The sequence below is a fragment of the Flavobacterium sp. N1736 genome, assembly GCF_025947065.1.
GTDB lineage: Bacteria > Bacteroidota > Bacteroidia > Flavobacteriales > Flavobacteriaceae > Flavobacterium.
In genome coordinates this window covers 4479113-4498124 of sequence record NZ_CP109994.1, presented here as the reverse complement: position 1 = coordinate 4498124, position 19012 = coordinate 4479113, and the positions used below count along the sequence as shown (strand labels likewise).

The window sequence follows — 19012 nt, the reverse complement described above, 5'->3', positions numbered from 1 at the left end:
ATTTTTGAAAGCTTTGTCAAAGTTTAAAACTTTGACAAAGCTTTTTTTATGGACTGTTTTTATCAGCTGAGCGAAGTGACATGAACATAACATTTCATATCTCACAAAAAACATTTTGCCTCTATTTCTTAGCCGATAAATAAACCCCTATCAAAATAATAAAAGCTCCAAAAAACTGAATTGGTGTTAGCATTTCATTATCTAATAATCCCCAGAAAAATGCTACTATCGGAATTAAATAGGTTACTGATGTTGCAAATACAGGCGAAGACATTTGTATTAGTTTAAAGAATAAAACATTCGCGATTCCGGTTCCTAAAACGCCTAATATCATTACGAATAAAACAGAACGCTGCGTCACCTCAATATTTATTCTTTGTGTAAAATCAGTTGTACTTAGAATGATTAATGCGGGTATAAGCAAAACCGTAAAATTTCCGGTTGTGATACTTAATGAATTCAAATCAGGTAAATATTTCTTGATTAAGTTTACATTTATGGCATAACAAATTGTTGCAATTACAACTAAAAGAACAAAGTAATAATTTTGTCCCGGATGTGCCGAAGCTCCACTCAAAACCAATAACATACAACCTATTAATCCAACAAAAACTCCTATAACCTGTCGTTTTTGAAACTGAATTCCAAAAATAAGTATTCCTAAAACTAAGGTATTTAAAGGTGTAAGCGAATTTAAAATGGCTACAATTGAACTATCAACCTGAGTTTCGGCAATAGCAAAAAAGAAAGCCGGAATAAATGTCCCGAAAACAGATGTTAAGGCAACAAATTTCCATTGGCGGCGAGAGATTTTCTTTAAACTTGAAAATCCAACAATAAGCAAAAATAAAGCGGCAAAAATAATTCGGAGTGAACCTACCTGAATTGCAGTTAAACCAACTAATCCTCTTTTAATTAGAATAAAAGAACTTCCCCAAATTAGCGAAAGCAAGAATAAATAAAACCACTTTAATTGTTTTGCATCCATAAATAGTATTTTTACTGCAAATTTGTAATAATTTTACGAACTGACCTCTCCTTTTTTATTAATTTTGCAAACAACATAAAAACGCTAATTAAAAACTCATTATAATGAAAATCAAAAAAATCATAGCAGCAGTAGCAATCGCAGGTTTAGTATTGGTAAGCTGTAAAAAAGAAGAAGACAAAAGTCTGGCTGTAGCAAGAGGTGAAAAAACAGTAGTAAAAGAACACAAAGTAATTGCTCCTGAAAATGTACAAACAGCAAGTTTTACAATTGAAGGAATGACTTGTGCCGTAGGTTGCGCAAAAACGATTGAACAAGAATTATCAAATCTTAAAGGTGTAGAAAAAGCTGCGGTTGATTTTGATAAAAAAACAGCAATGGTTACTTTTGACAAAACAATTCAAAATCCTGAAAACTTAACTAAAGTGGTACAGGAAACCGGAGACGGAAAAACATACAAGGTTTCGAATATGAAATTGAAATCATAATCGAAATTATTTTCAATAAAAAAGGGCGTTCAAACTGAACGCCCTTTTTTATGTTTTGATTTTTTTCTATTTCCATTTTAATGTTTCCATCAACTGTCGCATATCATTTTTAATATAACTTGCCGCCGGCATGATCGAATCAAAATTTGGTTTTGCATAAAAATAAACTGATCCGGTAATAAAATGTTTTGTGCTGTCTGTTACGTAAAATTGTGAGTTTGTAGCGGCATTTCCATCAACTTGGTAAAACATTCCGTATACTTTTTTTTCAGGGTTTAAATAGGGCTGTTCTAAAATATCATCTGCTTTTATTACATGTTCATACGTTAGTTTCTGAGCATCTTTAAGCAGCTTTTCAATATTATTATTTACAGGTTTATAGGTTAAATAAATCGTAGCTTTCATTTTTGGATATGTAATAGCAAATCCGCAATCTTTTTCTCCCTTAATAACCGCAGCTTCATTCATTTGAAATGTAAACGGACAATTGCCATCAAAATTAGCATATTTAGCTTCGGGATAATCCAGGCGTAAAAAACTCGCCGGTTTTGGTATCACATCATCTTTACAGCTTATAACTGTTAATGTTAGTAAAATTGCAGCTGCCGAAATTATTCTTTTAAACATTTTATTCTATTGTTACTTTTATTTGTTTTACACGCTTTTTATCAACTGTTTCTATGGTAAAAACACAGTTTTCAAAAGCTATTTTTTGATCTTTTTTGGGAAAATTACCTAAAATTTCTAAAATAAAACCTGCTAATGTTTCAGCTTCTCCTTTATGTGACTCAAAAATATCTTCATTTACATCTACAATTCTGTAGAAATCTTTCATATTGATTTTACCTTCAAAAAGAAAGTTTTTTTCATCTATTTGCGAATAATTCAAATTTTCATCATCAAATTCATCACTAATATCCCCTACGATTTCTTCAATTACATCTTCTAAAGAAACTAATCCTGATGTTCCGCCATATTCATCAACTACAATCGCCAAATGACTTTTAAGGCTTTGAAAATCCTTTAGTAAATTGTCCAGTTTTTTATTCTCAGGAACAAAAAAAGGCTCGCGCATTAGAGAAGTCCATTCAAATTCTTTTTTATCAATATGAGGCAATAAATCCTTCACAAACAAAACGCCTTCTATCTGATCAATATTGTCTTTGTAAACCGGAATTCTTGAAAATCCTTTTTCGATTATTTTTGTATATATGGATGCAAACGATTCTGATATTTCTAACGCAAAAATGTCAATCCTCGGACTCATAACCTGCTTGGTATCTGTGTTTCCAAAAGAAACTATTCCTTCGAGTATTTTTTGTTCGTCGCTTGATGTTCCTTCAGAATCTGTAAGCTCTAAAGCCTGAGAAAGCTGGTTTATCGAAAAATTATTCTTCTGTTTTCCTAATTTATGCTGCAAATATAGGGTAACGCTGCGCATGGGCAAACTTATTGGAGAGAGTACTTTATCTAAAAAAGAAATTGGATACGCTGACCATTTCGCAAATTTTATATTGTTACGGCTCGCATATACTTTAGGCAAAACTTCTCCAAACAACAAGATCAAAGAGGTAACGACAACAACTTCTAACATGAATTTAAATACGGGCGAAACAACACCTGAAAAGATATTTTGCCCTATAAAAGAGAATAAAATAACAACTCCGATATTAAAAAAATTATTCGCTACGAGTAAAGTTGCTAAGAGTTTTTTGGGTTTATCTAAAAGATTGGAAATAATTTTTCCTTTTGAGGTATCTTCTTGTAAAGTATCGTCGATGTCTTTTTGAGATAAAGAAAAAAGTGCTACTTCGGCACCTGAAACAATTGCCGATAGAAACAGCAAAATAAATATTCCGACAAAACCAATTATTAAATTGATGTCTAAAGTGGTATTTAAAAACAAACTGGGCTCCGGGTCCAAATTAAAAAAGATTAGTTAAACAATCAAAAAGGCAAATCATTTATAGGTAAGCCTTCATTAGTCGCATCAAAGTTAGTGTTTTTTGCGGATTCTGAATCATGATTTTGTTTATGACCTCCTGTTTCTTTTTTGGTAGTCAAGAAAGTAAACTCGGTAACCTGAATTTCTGTAGTGTATTTGGTCGTTCCGTCTTCGGCTTGCCACTGACGCGATTTTATACGTCCTTCCACATAAATTTTATCCCCCTTAGAGAGATATTTTTCACAAATTTCAGCCGCTTTATTGCGTACAACTAAATTATGCCACTCTGTCGAAGTTATCTTTTCATTGGTAGTTTTGTTAATATAAACTTCATTTGTTGCCAGCTGAAAACGTCCAATGCAATTCCCTCCATCAAAATAATGCATCTTTACATCATCGCCCAAGTGGCCGATGAGCATCACTTTATTTAATGTTCCGTTCATGGTTTATTTGTGGTATTTATCCCAAAGATACATTTTTTTAGCAATTTATTTCTTGCTTTTCAATAAAATTATAAATCACTATTGGAAAAGGAAACGTTTTTAAACGAACCGCATCTACTCCATTTTCAATTATATCACTAATTTTAATTTTCCAGAATTGAATATGTAAATGCTGATGTGAAAGTTTATGAATGACCGTTGCATGACTATAATCTTCAATACCTAATATAGTATAGGTTGAAAAAATCTCATTTTGAACTGCATTTGCAACAAAATCAAAGTCAACAATATGTTGCGTTTCTAAAAGCGGAAACTCATATAAATTATGCCAAATGCCTTTTGCAGTTCTTTTTTGAATTAAGGTGTTTCCTAAAATATCTTCTAAAATCAGATAATTAAAAAATCTATTGGTTACTTTTATTTTTTTAGATTTTACAGGCAAAATATCTACTTTCCTTTTTTGCAGTGCCAGACAACTATCTGCAAAAACACAAACAGTACAATCAGGACTTTTAGGAACGCATTGCAATGCGCCAAATTCCATTATCGCCTGATTAAAAATTGCAGGATTATCTTTTGGCATTAATTCGTGTGCCAATGCTGTAAATTCTTTTTTGGTTGCCGGCAGCATAATATCCGATTCGATATCAAAATAACGGGAAAGTACTCGAAATACATTTCCGTCTACAACAGGAACTGCTTCATTATAAGAAAAAGAAGCAATTGCCGCGGCTGTATATTCACCAACACCTTTTAATTTTAATAATTCAATATAAGAAGGAGGGAAAATTCCATTGAGTTCATTTGCCACATATTGAGCGGTTTTATGCAAATTTCGGGCACGAGAATAATAACCTAATCCCTGCCAAAGTTTCAAAACCTTCTCTTCATCGGCATTTGCGAGGTCGAACACCGTAGGAAATTCCTCTGAAAAAGAAAAAAAATAAGGCGTTCCCTGCGCAACTCTGGTTTGCTGCAGCATTATTTCTGATAGCCAAATTAGGTACGGATTCGTTGTATTTCGCCAAGGCAAATCACGCTTGTTTTGTAAATACCATTTTATCAATATGTTAGAAAAATTCATAGCAAAATACTTAGATTACAAAAGTAAATGTTTATGTAATTAAAATTTAACGAATTAGCTTGATTAATTATTTTTTTAATTCCTATATTTGCAAACTCAAAAAAATAGTACATCATTTATAAATAAAATAGGAAAGAAAATGACGAAAGCAGATATCGTAGCGAAAATTTCAGAGAAACTAGGTCTTGAAAAAGGAGATGTTCAAGCAACAGTAGAAACTTTTATGGAAGAAGTTAAAATTTCATTAGAAACTGGTGACAATGTTTACCTAAGAGGTTTCGGAAGTTTTATCGTAAAAACAAGAGCTGAAAAAACAGGAAGAAACATCTCTAAAAACACCACTATCAAAATTCCTGCGCACAACATTCCTGCGTTCAAACCTGCAAAAGTATTTGTAGAGGGAGTAAAAACGAACAACGAAGCAAAATAATACTATTAATTAATTATAAAATCGACACGATATGCCAAGTGGTAAAAAAAGAAAGAGACATAAGGTAGCTACTCACAAACGTAAGAAAAGAGCGAGAGCTAACCGTCACAAAAAGAAAAAGTAGTTTTAAACTACTTTTTTCTTTTTAAACGTTCATTGAAATTGGAATTTAGTCTCAGTATCCAGTCACAGTCTGCAGCTTAAAACTGCCAGCTGATACTAATGACTGCAAACTAAAATTCCCCCGGGTTCAATACCTGTTAAAATATTGTTTAATCCATCTGTAGATAAGATTTTAGATTTTAGATTTCAGATTTTAGGTTTTTATAAATCTATACTTTTGTCTCTATATTCTATTTTCTGAAAAAACAGATAAAAATTTACAGTGTGAATAAAGAATTAATCATTAGATCTAGTTCTGAAGCCGTAGATTTTGCCTTATTAAAAGATGGAAAACTAATTGAATTACATAAAGAAGAAGAGAAAAGCAACTTTCAGGTTGGTGATATTTTTATTGCCAAAATACGAAAACCAGTTGCCGGACTTAATGCTGCTTTTGTAAATGTAGGCTTCGAAAAAGATGCCTTTTTACATTATCACGATTTAGGACCTAACTTAGCTTCTCAATTGAAATTCATAAAACTTGTAAGCGCAGGTAAAATAAAAGATTTCTCCCTAAAAACCTTTCAGTTTGAAAAAGAGATTGACAAAGATGGCATCATTACTGATATTTTAAGTGCCAATCAATCTGTTTTAGTCCAAGTTGTAAAAGAACCTATATCGACCAAAGGTCCAAGAATAAGCGCTGAGCTTTCATTGGCAGGAAGATTTATTGTTCTCGTTCCGTTTTCTGACCGTGTTTCTATTTCTCAAAAAATAGAAGACAAAAAGGAAAAGGATCGTCTAAAAAAACTTGTTCTATCTATCAAACCAAAAGGATTTGGTGTTATTGTTCGTACAGTAGCCGAAGGCAAAAACGTAGCCGAATTAGAAAAAGATTTGCAGAACCTGCTTGCCAGATGGACTGCAATGTGTAAAAAATTACCAACTGCTCATCATCCGTCAAAAGTATTAGGAGAGCTTAACAGAGCTTCTTCGATATTAAGAGATGTTTTTAACGATACCTTTAGCGGTATCCAAATAGATGATGAAGAGTTGTACCATCAAACGAAGGAATATCTGCAAGAGATTGCACCTTCAAAACAATCGATTGTTAAGTTTTATCAATCAAACGACACTCCAATTTTTGAGAAATACAATATAGAGAGACAAATCAAAACTTCATTTGGAAGAACGGTTTCAATGAGCAAAGGAGCTTATTTAATAATCGAACACACTGAAGCTCTTCACGTTATAGACGTAAATAGCGGAAATCGTTCGAATAAAGCGACTAATCAGGAAGATACCGCCATGGAAGTAAATATGATTGCCGCCGCAGAAATTGCCAGACAACTTCGTTTGCGCGATATGGGCGGAATAATCGTAGTTGATTTTATCGATATGTCTAATCCTGAAAACAGGAAGGTTTTGTTCGACTTCTTGCGAGAAGAAATGAGCGACGATAAAGCAAAGCATAAAATCTTACCGCCGAGTAAATTTGGCTTAGTTCAAATTACAAGACAACGCGTAAGACCAGAAGTTAATATTAAAACTAGAGAAGAAGATCCAAACAATGAACATGGCGAAATTGAAGCGCCAATTTTAATCATTGATAAAATCGCATCTGATTTAGACAGAATTTTAAAAATCCACAATAAAGTTGTGCTTAATGTACATCCGTTTGTGGCTGCATACCTCAGTAAAGGTTTTCCATCATTACGTTCAAAATGGTTTTTTGAACATAAAAAATGGGTGAAAATCATACCTCGTGACGCTTACACGTACTTAGAATATCATTTCTACGACAAAAAAGGAAATGTTATCAAAGAATAAAACAAGAAACCGCCTCTCGCAAGATTGGCGGTTTTTTTGTGTCTCATTGCGAGGAACGAAGCAATCTCACTTTGCGTTTTAGTGTTTCGGAATTTGTTTCAGGAGCTATTTCCAGCTATCCGTTTCAATCTTTTATTTTTTAAAGAAAAAAACAAAAGGATTTCCACTTCTATCTGGGCTAGGCAATTATTTTCGTAATGAGATTTTAGATATAAAATCTCATTACAGATAAAATATCATTCCCTTATAATTTCTACTTTTCTTCTTATTTCATTCCCAAATTCATCAACAACGGTAATATAATGAAAACCCGCAGTCATCAAAATTGGTTTTTCGTGAAAAACTTTTGTTTCGCCTTTATAGACATTATCAACGTACCAAAACAATTTATTTTCTCTTTGCGAATAGGCAACTTTAAAAATTACCGGCTGTATTTCGCTATCAAAATTCTTGGTGAGATAGATTTTACTGTTTGCTTTTGGATAAATAAAATCCATTGAAGCCGTTTGTGTTCCAATACAATTCTCTTTAAATGGCGGCAACGGCAAGTACTCAATATGTTTGCTTTTGTAATACCAAGCCATAACCGGAGGCAAAACAAACCAATCTTTCACTATTATATTCTCTACATTTTCACAGCTGCTATTAACCTGAAATTGTTCCGTTTGATCTAAATGAACCGTTTTATGATACGGACAAATACTTGTCGTTTTTCCTTTTTTACTAACCCATTGCTTTATTTTCGGGCAGCCATCTTTTGCCAAATAACCGCTTAATTTACAAACTTCTACCTCATCTAAATCATCATAAGGAGTTTCAAACCACTTTTGTCTTGGCAGTAAATTAAAAACATCAAATAAAACGGGAGCTGCACTCGTAACGCCTGTTAAAGTTGGTCTTCCCTCACCTGTTGCATTTCCTACCCAAACACCAACTACATATCTTGAATTTGTTCCTATAGCCCAGGCATCGCGATTACCAAAACTGGTTCCTGTTTTCCACGCAATTTTAAGCGAACTGTCATAAAACTTCCAGGCTTCATCTCCTTCCGGTCTGTTTACTTCTTCCATTGCGTTATAAGTCAGCCAAATGGAACCTGAACCTAATATATTTTTTTGATTTGTATCGTCTCCAAAATCAGCCTCAAAATCGTGTTCATAATTCAGTTCAGCAAATTCTTTTGTTCTGTATTTTCCGTGACTTTTATTAAAATAATTTACTGTTGAAGATAAATTTGCATACGATCGGCATAAATCCCACAGATTGCTTTCGGCTCCGCCAAGAATAAGCGATAATCCATAATGATCCGGCGTTTTATTAATATCTCTTAATTTGAATTTTTGCAATTCTTCATAAAATTTATTTACGCCAAATTCCTGCAGCATTAAAACAGCCGGAATATTTAGAGATCTGGACAAAGCACGATGTGCCGGCACAGCTCCGTCAAACGTCAAATTAAAATTTTGAGGCGTATAACCTGCAATCTGAGTTGGAACATCGGCAACTAACGTATTGGGCAAAAGTTCGCCATCATCAAGCATTGCGGCATATAATAAAGGCTTCAGAATACTTCCTGTACTTCTTGGCGCATCAATAATATCAACATCTTTTTGATGATCTTTATCTGTTGGAGAATTACCAACATAACTTATTACATTTCTGTTTTTGACATCAATAACTAAAATAGCCAGATTATTAACCTCGTTTTGTTTATACTGATTATAATAATATTTCGCAATTTGATTTACCCTGTTTTGTAACGCAAAATCAACGGTTGTTTTTACTCTTTTTCCTTCCTGATTTTTGGCAACACGCTGCAATAAATGAGGCGCCATTTGGGGTAAATCATAAGGTTTTCCGGGTAAAGGCTCATCAAGAGATAATTCATACGTTTGTTTGTCGATTATGCCTTCCTGATTCAATTTTAATAAAAGCCGGTTTCGCTTTTCCAATAATTTAATCTGATTTTTTCCGGGATAAATTAAACTTGGCGCATTTGGTAAAACAGCAAGAGTTGCGCTTTCTGCCCACGACAATTGACTTGACTTTAATCCGAAATAACGCCACGAAGCCATTTCAAGCCCAACTACATTTCCGCCAAAAGGCGCATGTGCAGCATATAAATCTAAAATCTCATCTTTAGAATAACCTAATTCTAAACGTGTTGCAAGAATAATTTCAACAATTTTTTCAAAATAAGTTCTGTTTTTTCCTTTTCTTGAAAGCCTGATTACTTGTTGCGTTAGTGTACTTCCGCCACGAACTACTTTTCCGGCTTTTCGGTTTTGTTTGATGGCATTAACCATTGCAACAGGATTAAAACCGGGATGTTTATAGAAATATTCATCTTCAAAATAAACAATACATTTATTAAATTTATCGGCAACGCTATCTTGTTCAGGAAAACGCCATTGTCCGTCACGTGCGATTTTTGCTCCTAATAATTCTCCTTCTTTACTTTCAATAACGGTCGAATACGGCTCCTGAAACAAAGTTCGCGGTAATGAGAAATAATAAATCAGCAAGAGTAAAAATACAATTGCTGATTTTATTTTATTCTGTTTAATCCAGCTTATAACGCGTTGAAAGAACGCTTTTATTTTATTTTTCAAAGTAATATTATTGCTTTTTTCGTTTCCTAACAGGTTTTAAAAACCTGTTAGGAAACGTATACAAGAAACTTTATTTTACAACCTCAACCCAAAATCCTTTAGTTCTTGCTAAAAATGTATTATCATACATCGCTTCACATTGTAATCCTGGTAAATAATAATTCCCTAAGTAAGATGCATTTAGCAGAATTCTGAATGTTTTCGTTTCTCCGGCTTTCATTCCAAAATAGAAATTAGTTCTGTCGTCCCGAATATCGATGTAATCTGCAATGTTGTTTGTTGCATCTCCATAATCTGTAAAACGGGTATTTACAATTTCGAAACCAGAAGGAAGAATTTGCGATAAAGCAACATTTTCTACGCGTTCATTTCGTTGATTTCTAACGGTAACTTCTGCAACAAACTCGGTTCCTTGTGTAATTTTTGAAACATCTATTGTTCCGCCTTTTCGGTTTTTGAAAACAATTCCTGCCGAAACATCGTTTTGAACCACATTTTCCTGTCCAATTGGTAAAATTCCTGTATTTAATACACGAACATAAATTGTATTCTTTTTATTGTTTTTTAAAGTGATACTATTTGAACCAGTTTTTACGACCAAACTTCTGTCAGCAACTGTTTTTGATGTTTTTACAATTTGAGATTTTCCGTCTTTACTGAACTGAATATCAATTCCTTTTGTACCATTATTTGAGGCAAATTTAGACATTGCGTATAAACAATATGCTGTTGTTTGCGTGCTCATCCATTGATCACTTGCCATATTTTTAGCCAGTTTTATTGCCATTGCAAATGCTTTTTCTTTTTGCCCTAACAATAACATTGTTTCAAGAGCCATCGCTCTGTTTCTGGCACTTGAACCATAATAATAGTAATTATAATCGCTCGTTTCATCTTCAATTTTGCTGTGCAAAAACAAGTTTTGACTTGCCGATTTTTGTCCGGCTAAAATATAAGCGGCGGCTAATCGCAATTTACTTTCGTTAGAAATTCCTTTTGTTTCACGCAATCTGTTCATTGACGACAAATCCGGAGAACCAGCCAGAGCCAATGTATATAAGCGATACGATTGTGCCAAATCATTTCCGTACTGAGGTTCAAATCGCCATTGCTTGGCTTCTTTTTGTTGATATGAAAGCCATTTTGATTTAAAATTAATTGGTAAAACATAGCCTTTTTTCTCGGCTTCGATCATAAAATGTCCTGCGTATGAAGTTCCCCAATCATCTGCAATTGTATTTCCCTGCCAATACGAAAGTCCTCCATTTGGCAATTGAAAACCTCCTAATCGATTTATTCCGGCCGTAACATTTTTCTGAATCAATTGCTGACGCGTTGCATCAATATCTGCAACATCATTTAAAAATAATTGCGGAAATACAGATGAAGTCGTCTGCTCAACACAACCATGCGGATATTGAATAAGAAACTGTAATCTTCCGTTTAAATTGATTGTTGGCATTGACGAAACTTCGAGTTTGGCTTTATTGCTTCCTGAAACTCCAAATGTTTTCCAGCTAATTGTTTTCGAACTATTAGGCTCTAAAATTACATCTGTAAAAGTATTTGTCACCGGATTTGGGTTTGTCATATCAATCTCGACATCATAAACCGATTTTTCATTTCCGGACGTGGCAACAATCTGCACTTTTCCAATTCCTGTTAAACTTCCCACGGCAAGATTAAAATATGCCATTTTTTCGTCAGGCTCTGCAAATGTCAATTTTTGAACTGCACTTCCAATAACTTTCAAACCATTGCTGGTTTTTATCTGAACATTTACATTTTTAATCTGTTTTTCCATAGCAAAAATCGTAACCGGAATTGTTACTTTTTCTGATGGTGAAATTTTTCTTGGCAATGAAGCCAAGACCATTAACGGGCTACGAACCGGAGTTGCTTTTTCGACACTTCCGTAAGCGCTCGTATTGGCATCTCCCGCTACAACCATTGTTCTTACTGAACCAATGTATTTTGGTAATTTTATCTGATGTGTTTTTGTTTGTCCTTTTTCTAATTTAAATGGTCCAAGATAAACCACAACAGGTTTAAAACGATTGGCTTTTTTCGCCTTTCCACCACCTAAATCCTGATCTCCACCAATACTAAAAATCTGATTGACTTTTCCGCCATAGGCGCCAATAACATCATTATAAACGTCCCATGTCTTTACGCCTAAAGCTTCACGTACATAAAAACTATCCCAGGCATTTGGCGTTTTAAAACGTGTTAAATCCAGCAAACCTTCATCGACAACAGCAATGGTATACGTCATTTCTTTTCCTGATTGTTCGCTAACTTTTAAAGTAAATGTCTGCTCTGGTTTTAAAACATCCGGCATTGCAATTTTAGGCGCAAGAATCGTATTTTTATCCACAACTTCAATCGGAACAATACCATACATTCTTATTGGCGAATCGTTTTTGGTTGTTGCGTGCGGCTGTAAAAGCGTAATGTTGAAATATACATTTGGAGCCATTGCAGCAGTAACCGGAACTTCAACTTTAGTTTCGCCTTTTTGCGTTTTTACCCAAAGTGTCTGCACTACTTTTGATCCATTTTCTATAGAAACCAAAGCACGTCCGCCTTCACTTGAAGGAAAAGAAATTTGTGCTTTTTCGCCAACTGCATAATCCTTTTTATCGGTAGAAAAAACAAGCATATTTGCTGTAGAAGCATCTGTGTTTCTGGTTTTTCCGGACCATATTGGCCAATCGATATTTACGGTTAATCCCGTAGCATGACCGTCAGTTTCATCTGAAACACGAATTAAATAACGTCCCCATTCTTCATCAGTTAATGCAAATTGAAAACTTCCTTTTCCGCTCGAATCTGTATTTACTTTAAACGTTTTATAAGAAGTTGTTGCTTCTGATGAATTATAATTCGATAAATTATCGCTTGATGCATCCCACCACCAGCGCCATTCGACTTTATAGACTTTTACTTCAAGATTCTTAACAGATTTTGGTCTTCCGTTTTCATCAACAGTAACAATATCAAATCGGTTTGCCGTTCTGGTTTCAAGCATTCCGTATTTATTAGGTTCCGGCGATTTTACTCCAACGTAAGTTTTATACGGAGAATAAGTAGTTGAAATAACATCTGTACTAAAGTCTCCCCCTTCTTCGTATACTTTGGTTACAAATGCAGCTTTTAGCATTCCCGGTGCCTGACCTTGCAATTTAGGATCTATATTTACGGATGCTCTTCCGTTTGCGTCTAATTTTCCGGAGAAAACATTAATTTCTTCGGTACTAAACTGGCGTACTAAATCATCAAAAATGTATTTCGGATAATTTTTGAAAGTGGTACTTTGCTGTGAAAATTTAGCCTGCATTTCTACATTCAAATTCTTGGCAATTGCACCGTGAAGCCACGTTACTTCGAGATTGCTTGTATTAGAATGTGACGAAGATAAAATAGGATTTTTAAAACTGTTTTTGATTTTTAAACGATTTGGTTTAATCGTTTCTATTTTTATATTCTTATAATATTTGGCTCCGCCCACGCTTATCATCGCTTCCCAACTTCCGGTTGGCGCATCAGGATCTGTAGGCACAATAAAAGCATAATGATTTAATTCGTTCGTTTTTTGAACGGTTTGATACGTTACTTTTCCATTTGGATCTGTTAATCTGAATTTTATAGGATGCGCTTTTGGCAATTTATTCGCGACATCATTTAAAATAAAAGACAGGTACAAATTATCGCCTGGACGCCAAACGCCGCGTTCTCCATAAATAAATCCTTTCAAACCTTTTTGCAGCGTTTCGCCCGATACATCAAAATTACTTACCGAAAGTGAATTCCCGTCATCAAGTTTTACATAAGTAGACTGATTTCCTAAGGTTACAATAGCAAAATAGGCAAATTTATCTAATTTAAAAGATGCAATTCCTTCGCTGCTTGTTGCTTCTGATGCCAGTTTTTGCTGCTGAAAACTATACAAATCAACTCTTGCGTTTGAAACCGGTTCAGTCGTTAGAATATTATTTACGGCAAAGAAATACGATTTATTCTCACCTCTTTTGGCAATTACACCTAAATCAGATGCTAAAATATTGGTTCCTATTTTGGCATTATAATAATACGAACCTGTACACGGATCCTGGCTTTCTCTCCACTCATAATCATCATAATAATAATCGTCGTATGAGTTTCCGCTGTAGTTCACGTCATTTTCATCTACTTCTTCTTCCTCTTCATTTTGGCTTTCATCATCTTCAGAAGTTTCACATTTGTATAAAGAATAGGCTTTTTTATATGAGAATTCAACTCTGTAAATCGCTCCCGGTTCCGGGCTTATAATTTTAGATAAATCCAATGCAAAAGTGTTCCATTTACTTGGGTTTATTAAAGTATTTTCTTTAAGATTAAGTGTCGTTTTTGCAACAGGCTGCGAAACCCGTTTGAGATTTTGTGCTCCGTTTAATTCATTATTCTGAAGAAACTGCAAAATGTTGTTCTTATAAATTTTATATACTTTTACATCGACGGCACTTAAATTTACCGCTTCAAAATTCAGTTTTAGATTACTTGAACTTGGTAAAATTGTTCCGTTTTTAATAAAGCGAACATTTGGTTTTATCTGATCAAAAGATATTTTTTCAGAATAATTACTTTTCATTTTCTGCCCGTACTGGCTCTCGATTCCCTGAAAAACTTCCAGTAATAATTCACCTGATATTGCTGCCGATTCCGGTTCCGGTTCTTCTTCTGCAACCTCTTCAACAACAGGATCTGCGACAGCAACACTATCTACGGCTACACTTGCCGAATCAACTATTGTACTTGCCGAATCTACAGCAACAACGGCAACTTCATGAACAACTTCTTTGGCCGGTTTTTGATTGCTGAAATACACTTTCAGGGTATTTCCCTGTGTTGAAAATTTAAGATTATTAGTGTTTTGAATCGCTACTAAACCTTTAAAATCCTGACCTTTTTCGAGAGGTTCAGAAAAGTTAATTAATACTTGCTGATTATTTTCATCAGGAATATCAACTTTAACGATTTTGAAATCATTAATAGACGTAATCGGAAAATCCATTTTTCCTTTTTGGTCAATATCAAAATCATTTCCATCATAAGCAATTTCAAGATTACTTTCTGCATCAAAACGCTGAATACTATCAATGATAAATTTAAATTCTTTTCCTGAATTTGGAGTTTTATCAAATTTAATTTTGACTTTATTTCCGTTTTGAGATGCCGTAACGAGTTGTTTTGCAGTTTCTAAATCTATGTCATCTGCCGATTTTAATACACAATTTAGATATTGATATTCTTTGCTGTAAGACTGAATATCCAAGGTATTAATCGTAAAATCCTGTTTGACGGTTTTAACCGTAAAATTAAAATCAGAAAGATCTGTTTTATCGTCGTTCGTTTTTTTAGGAAGCTCAGTTAACTTGTCTAAATGCAGTGTCACCTGATATTCTGTTCCGGCTTTTAGTTTTTTCTCCGGAATAAAAGCAATTGTATTACTCGAAAGCGCTACGACTTTTCCGTCGACGCTTGGCGAAATATCAAACAAATCATTGTCTAAAACCTGATTTACTTTCCATTCTTTTTTATCGAAAGCAAGAACAACACGTATATCCGATTGTGCCGAGACGATTCCGCCTGTAAAACTTGTTATATACTCTTTGAATAATGAAAAATCGGAATTGAAATCTGATTTTTTGCCACAGGCCTGAAAAATTAAAAACACAAAAAACACGTAAACTAATCTTCTTGCTTTCACTTTGATAAGGAGTTAATTGTTACAAATATTGTTAAATATAAACAAAATGCCGTCTGATGATCTTAAAATCATAACAACAAAACACAAATTATATTCTAGTAAATGTATACTATTTTCCGAAGTATTTTAAGAGGAAAATTCAGTTCTCTGAATTATTTTAATTTTGATCGTTACAAGAAAAAATGCTTTAAAAATCATATCTTTGTATGATCTAATTTTTTAACAATGGAAAGCAAAAAAATAATTTTTAGAGGCGTTAAAGAAACTTCAAGTCTTATTGCTGCTGGTAAAAAAGCTGCTCAAAAAGCTATTCGTGAAAATAAAATTTTAGGATTATCTTTTACTTTTACAAAAGGAGACAAAGTTTACAGACAAGAGGGAAATGGAGATGTTATTTTTGTAAAACCAATTGCTGCCAGAAAACCTTTAAATATTAAAAAAGGAACTATTCTTTATGCCAAGTCAAAATAGAGTACGCATTTATGCAGGTCCAAATGGTTCCGGCAAAAGTTCTCTCTATGATGTTATTAGTAAAAAATATATTTCAGGGATTTTTGTAAATGCAGATTTAATTGAGAAGCAGTTAAAAACAATTAGATTTGTTGATTTAACAGATTTCAATTTAAAAGTTGACGCTTCAAAATTAGACGATTTTAAAAAAATTACCTTCCAGTATATCACTTATTAATAAAGCTATAAGTGAGAATTATACAATTGAAATAAAAGTAATAGATAATTTCATTGTTAATAATCTAAAAAACACCAACAGTTACGAAGCTGCTTTTACAGCATCCTTCATAAGATATTCTCTACTTTTAAACAAAAAAGATTTTACTTATGAAACTGTAATGAGTGATCGCCATAAATTAGACGAAATTGTTCTGTCCAACAAATTAGGTTACAGAACATATCTTTATTTTATTTGTACAGATGATGAATTATTAGCTGAAATTTATCAAGGAACTGCATTTAAGTTTCATACTGAATCAATTCCTGAATGGTTTGAAAAATATGTTTACAATAAATTTAATTTTAAAGAGTAAAGTTTTAACTAAGTATCTCGGCAATTTTACTTCCTTCTCTCAATAAAAAAACGCCTCATTAAATCAGCAGCTTCTGTGGCCATAACTCCCGAAACTACAGTGGTTTTAGGATGCAGTTTTGTGCCCATAACCATAAAACCGCGTTGTTCGTCACGGGCGCCAAAAACAATTTTCGAAATCTGACTCCAATACAAAGCTCCTGCACACATTTGGCAAGGTTCGAGCGTAACATATAAGGTACAATCTTTAAGATATTTTCCGCCAAGAAAGTTTGCGGCGGCGGTTATAGACTGCATTTCGGCATGAGCTGTAACATCATTTAACAATTCTGTGAGATTATGACTTCTTGCAATTACTTTATCTGCCACAACAATTATGGCGCCAACAGGAATTTCGCCTTTTTCATAGGCCATTCCAGCTTCCTGCAAAGCTTTTTTCATAAAGTATTCGTCGGTGAAAGGGTTTATCATAATTGCAAAAATAAGAATTCAATTCGTACCTTTGCTTTATGTCAGAACATTTACTTTCAAACATACAAAATCCGGCTGATTTACGCCTTTTACAAGAAGCGCAATTACCTCAAATTGCTCAGGAATTACGTCAGTTTATTATTGATGTTGTTTCTGTAAAAGAAGGACATTTGGGCGCGAGTTTAGGTGTAATAGAATTGACAATTGCCTTGCATTATGTTTTTAATACTCCGGAAGATTTATTGGTTTGGGATGTTGGACATCAGGCTTACGGACATAAAATTCTGACTGAAAGACGAGAAAATTTCCATACCAACAGACAAATCGGAGGTATTTCCGGTTTTCCTAAAAGAAGTGAAAGCATTTACGATACTTTTGGCGTTGGACATTCTTCAACATCAATTTCTGCTGCATTGGGAATGGCAATTGCTTCTCAATTAAAAGGTGATCATAACAAACAGCATATTGCAGTAATTGGCGATGCTTCTATCGCTTCGGGAATGGCTTTTGAAGGTTTGAATCACGCCGGAGTTACGAATGCCAATATTCTGGTTATCTTAAATGATAATGCTATTGGAATTGATCCGAGTGTTGGTGCTTTAAAAAAATACTTAACGGCTGTTAAAAACGGAAAAAATCCAAAGCAAAATAACATCATTAAATCTCTTAATTTTGATTATTCGGGACCAATTGACGGGCATGATCTTCCAACTTTAATCCAGGAATTAAACCGCTTAAAGAAGATAAAAGGTCCAAAATTTCTGCATATTGTAACTACAAAAGGAAAAGGTTTACAGCAGGCAGAAGAAAATCAGGTGAAATATCACGCGCCCGGAAAATTCGATGCTTCGACAGGAGAAATACATTTAAAATCAGAAGAAAATCTTCCTCCAAAATATCAGGATGTTTTTGGTTTAACCATTTTAGATTTAGCCAAAAAGAATGAAAAAATTATCGGAATCACTCCGGCAATGCCATCTGGAAGTTCTTTAAAATTTATGATGGATGAAATTCCGGAACGCGCTTTTGATGTTGGTATTGCAGAACAGCATGCTGTAACTCTTGCTGCCGGAATGGCAACTCAGGGCATGATTGTATATTGTAATATCTATTCGACTTTTTTACAGCGTGCCTACGATCAGGTTATTCATGATGTTGCGCTACAGGATTTACCAGTTATTTTTTGTCTGGACAGAGCCGGTTTGGTTGGTGAAGATGGCGCGACGCATCACGGTGTTTTTGATATTGCTTATTTAAGATCGATTCCGAATATGATTATTTATGCACCAATTAATGAAATTGCGCTGCAAAACATTTTATATTCGGTTCAATTTGGGTTAAAACATCCTATTGCGATTCGATATCCGCGAGGTCGTGGCGTTATTTCGAATTGGGAAGTAGAAAATTTCGGACAATACGAAGATATTAAAATTGGTGAAGGAAGCTGCTTAAAAAGCGGAACTCACACGGCTGTTTTATCAACGGGAACAATTGGTAATAATGTGATTACGGCATTAAATGAATCCGGCAATCCAAAAACAATTGCCCATTATGATTTTCCTTTTGTTAAACCGCTAGATACTAATTTATTACATTACATCTTTAAGACTTTTAAAACTATTATTACTATTGAAGACGGCGTTGTAAATGGCGGTTTTGGAAGCGCAATTTTAGAATTTGCAGCTGCTAATAATTACACTTCTAAGATACAAATTTTAGGCATTCCTGACGTATTTATCGAGCACGGAACTGTCTTACAATTACAACAATTGTGCAAAATTGACGTTAAAAGTTTGGCAAATCTTTTTTCAAACCATTCAAAATAATT

The 19012-nt window shown here is 34.0% G+C and carries 15 protein-coding genes; 7 read left to right on the top strand and 8 right to left on the bottom strand.

The window, feature by feature from the left end:
• Window positions 1–121: 121 nt before the first annotated feature.
• Window positions 122–988 carry a DMT family transporter gene (locus OLM54_RS19085; RefSeq protein ID WP_264536133.1) on the bottom strand — a complete coding sequence of 289 codons (867 nt, stop codon included), beginning with the start codon at window positions 986–988 and terminating at the stop codon, window positions 122–124.
• Between the two features lie 104 nt (window positions 989–1092).
• Between OLM54_RS19085 and OLM54_RS19080 the strand changes: the two genes are divergently transcribed.
• A complete protein-coding gene (locus OLM54_RS19080; RefSeq protein ID WP_264536132.1) occupies window positions 1093–1476 on the top strand; it encodes a heavy-metal-associated domain-containing protein in 384 nt (127 codons plus the stop codon).
• 66 nt (window positions 1477–1542) lie between these two features.
• Here OLM54_RS19080 and gldD read toward each other — a convergent pair whose 3' ends face one another.
• Genes gldD through mutY form a run of 4 tightly spaced genes read right to left on the bottom strand, consistent with a single transcriptional unit; the run spans window position 1543 to window position 4948 of the window.
• Window positions 1543–2103 (bottom strand): gliding motility lipoprotein GldD, encoded by a 561-nt coding sequence (gldD, locus tag OLM54_RS19075; protein ID WP_264536131.1) that lies wholly within the window; start codon window positions 2101–2103, stop codon window positions 1543–1545.
• A gap of 1 nt (window position 2104) precedes the next feature.
• Window positions 2105–3400: a gliding motility-associated protein GldE gene (locus OLM54_RS19070; RefSeq protein WP_264536130.1), complete on the bottom strand. Its 1296-nt coding sequence runs from the start codon at window positions 3398–3400 to the stop codon at window positions 2105–2107.
• A gap of 23 nt (window positions 3401–3423) precedes the next feature.
• Window positions 3424–3864: a single-stranded DNA-binding protein gene (locus OLM54_RS19065; RefSeq protein WP_264536129.1), complete on the bottom strand. Its 441-nt coding sequence runs from the start codon at window positions 3862–3864 to the stop codon at window positions 3424–3426.
• Window positions 3865–3901: 37 nt separating this feature from the next.
• Window positions 3902–4948 (bottom strand): A/G-specific adenine glycosylase, encoded by a 1047-nt coding sequence (gene mutY, locus OLM54_RS19060; RefSeq protein WP_264536128.1) that lies wholly within the window; start codon window positions 4946–4948, stop codon window positions 3902–3904.
• A 139-nt stretch (window positions 4949–5087) separates the two neighbouring features.
• Between mutY and OLM54_RS19055 the strand changes: the two genes are divergently transcribed.
• Together OLM54_RS19055 and OLM54_RS19050 are read left to right on the top strand one after the other, a co-directional pair.
• Window positions 5088–5378, top strand: a complete 291-nt coding sequence (locus OLM54_RS19055; RefSeq protein WP_042566188.1) for an HU family DNA-binding protein — start codon at window positions 5088–5090, stop codon at window positions 5376–5378.
• A gap of 387 nt (window positions 5379–5765) precedes the next feature.
• Window positions 5766–7310: a ribonuclease E/G gene (locus OLM54_RS19050; RefSeq protein WP_264536127.1), complete on the top strand. Its 1545-nt coding sequence runs from the start codon at window positions 5766–5768 to the stop codon at window positions 7308–7310.
• Window positions 7311–7546: 236 nt separating this feature from the next.
• On the opposite strand, the gene pbpC is transcribed toward OLM54_RS19050, so the two are convergent.
• A complete protein-coding gene (pbpC, locus tag OLM54_RS19045) occupies window positions 7547–9922 on the bottom strand; it encodes a penicillin-binding protein 1C (RefSeq protein ID WP_264536126.1) in 2376 nt (791 codons plus the stop codon).
• A 70-nt stretch (window positions 9923–9992) separates the two neighbouring features.
• Window positions 9993–15671, bottom strand: coding sequence for an alpha-2-macroglobulin family protein (locus OLM54_RS19040; protein ID WP_264536125.1), 5679 nt, complete (start codon window positions 15669–15671; stop codon window positions 9993–9995).
• A gap of 225 nt (window positions 15672–15896) precedes the next feature.
• Here OLM54_RS19040 and OLM54_RS19035 point away from each other — a divergent pair, with 225 nt between their 5' ends.
• From OLM54_RS19035 to OLM54_RS19025, 3 genes are all read left to right on the top strand, one after another.
• Complete coding sequence (locus OLM54_RS19035) at window positions 15897–16142, top strand: hypothetical protein (protein ID WP_264536124.1); 246 nt, start codon at window positions 15897–15899, stop codon at window positions 16140–16142.
• Window positions 16126–16359, top strand: a complete 234-nt coding sequence (locus tag OLM54_RS19030; protein ID WP_264536123.1) for a hypothetical protein — start codon at window positions 16126–16128, stop codon at window positions 16357–16359. Before OLM54_RS19035 ends, OLM54_RS19030 begins: the two co-directional genes overlap by 17 nt.
• A 160-nt stretch (window positions 16360–16519) precedes the next feature.
• Window positions 16520–16714: a hypothetical protein gene (locus OLM54_RS19025; RefSeq protein ID WP_264536122.1), complete on the top strand. Its 195-nt coding sequence runs from the start codon at window positions 16520–16522 to the stop codon at window positions 16712–16714.
• 26 nt (window positions 16715–16740) lie between these two features.
• Here the strand turns inward: OLM54_RS19025 and OLM54_RS19020 are convergent, their stop codons facing one another.
• Window positions 16741–17184: a nucleoside deaminase gene (locus OLM54_RS19020; RefSeq protein WP_264536121.1), complete on the bottom strand. Its 444-nt coding sequence runs from the start codon at window positions 17182–17184 to the stop codon at window positions 16741–16743.
• 38 nt (window positions 17185–17222) lie between these two features.
• Between OLM54_RS19020 and OLM54_RS19015 the strand changes: the two genes are divergently transcribed.
• Window positions 17223–19010 (top strand): 1-deoxy-D-xylulose-5-phosphate synthase, encoded by a 1788-nt coding sequence (locus OLM54_RS19015; RefSeq protein ID WP_264536120.1) that lies wholly within the window; start codon window positions 17223–17225, stop codon window positions 19008–19010.
• Window positions 19011–19012 lie beyond the last annotated feature (2 nt).

Coding starts and splice junctions, on each gene's coding strand:
- OLM54_RS19065 (WP_264536129.1), bottom strand. CDS start 3,864: ATGAACGGAACATTAAATAAAGTGATGCTCATCGGCCACTTGGGCGAT.
- OLM54_RS19080 (WP_264536132.1), top strand. CDS start 1,093: ATGAAAATCAAAAAAATCATAGCAGCAGTAGCAATCGCAGGTTTAGTA.
- OLM54_RS19020 (WP_264536121.1), bottom strand. CDS start 17,184: ATGATAAACCCTTTCACCGACGAATACTTTATGAAAAAAGCTTTGCAG.
- OLM54_RS19085 (WP_264536133.1), bottom strand. CDS start 988: ATGGATGCAAAACAATTAAAGTGGTTTTATTTATTCTTGCTTTCGCTA.
- OLM54_RS19015 (WP_264536120.1), top strand. CDS start 17,223: ATGTCAGAACATTTACTTTCAAACATACAAAATCCGGCTGATTTACGC.
- OLM54_RS19035 (WP_264536124.1), top strand. CDS start 15,897: ATGGAAAGCAAAAAAATAATTTTTAGAGGCGTTAAAGAAACTTCAAGT.
- OLM54_RS19025 (WP_264536122.1), top strand. CDS start 16,520: ATGAGTGATCGCCATAAATTAGACGAAATTGTTCTGTCCAACAAATTA.
- mutY (WP_264536128.1), bottom strand. CDS start 4,948: ATGAATTTTTCTAACATATTGATAAAATGGTATTTACAAAACAAGCGT.
- OLM54_RS19030 (WP_264536123.1), top strand. CDS start 16,126: ATGCCAAGTCAAAATAGAGTACGCATTTATGCAGGTCCAAATGGTTCC.
- gldD (WP_264536131.1), bottom strand. CDS start 2,103: ATGTTTAAAAGAATAATTTCGGCAGCTGCAATTTTACTAACATTAACA.
- OLM54_RS19055 (WP_042566188.1), top strand. CDS start 5,088: ATGACGAAAGCAGATATCGTAGCGAAAATTTCAGAGAAACTAGGTCTT.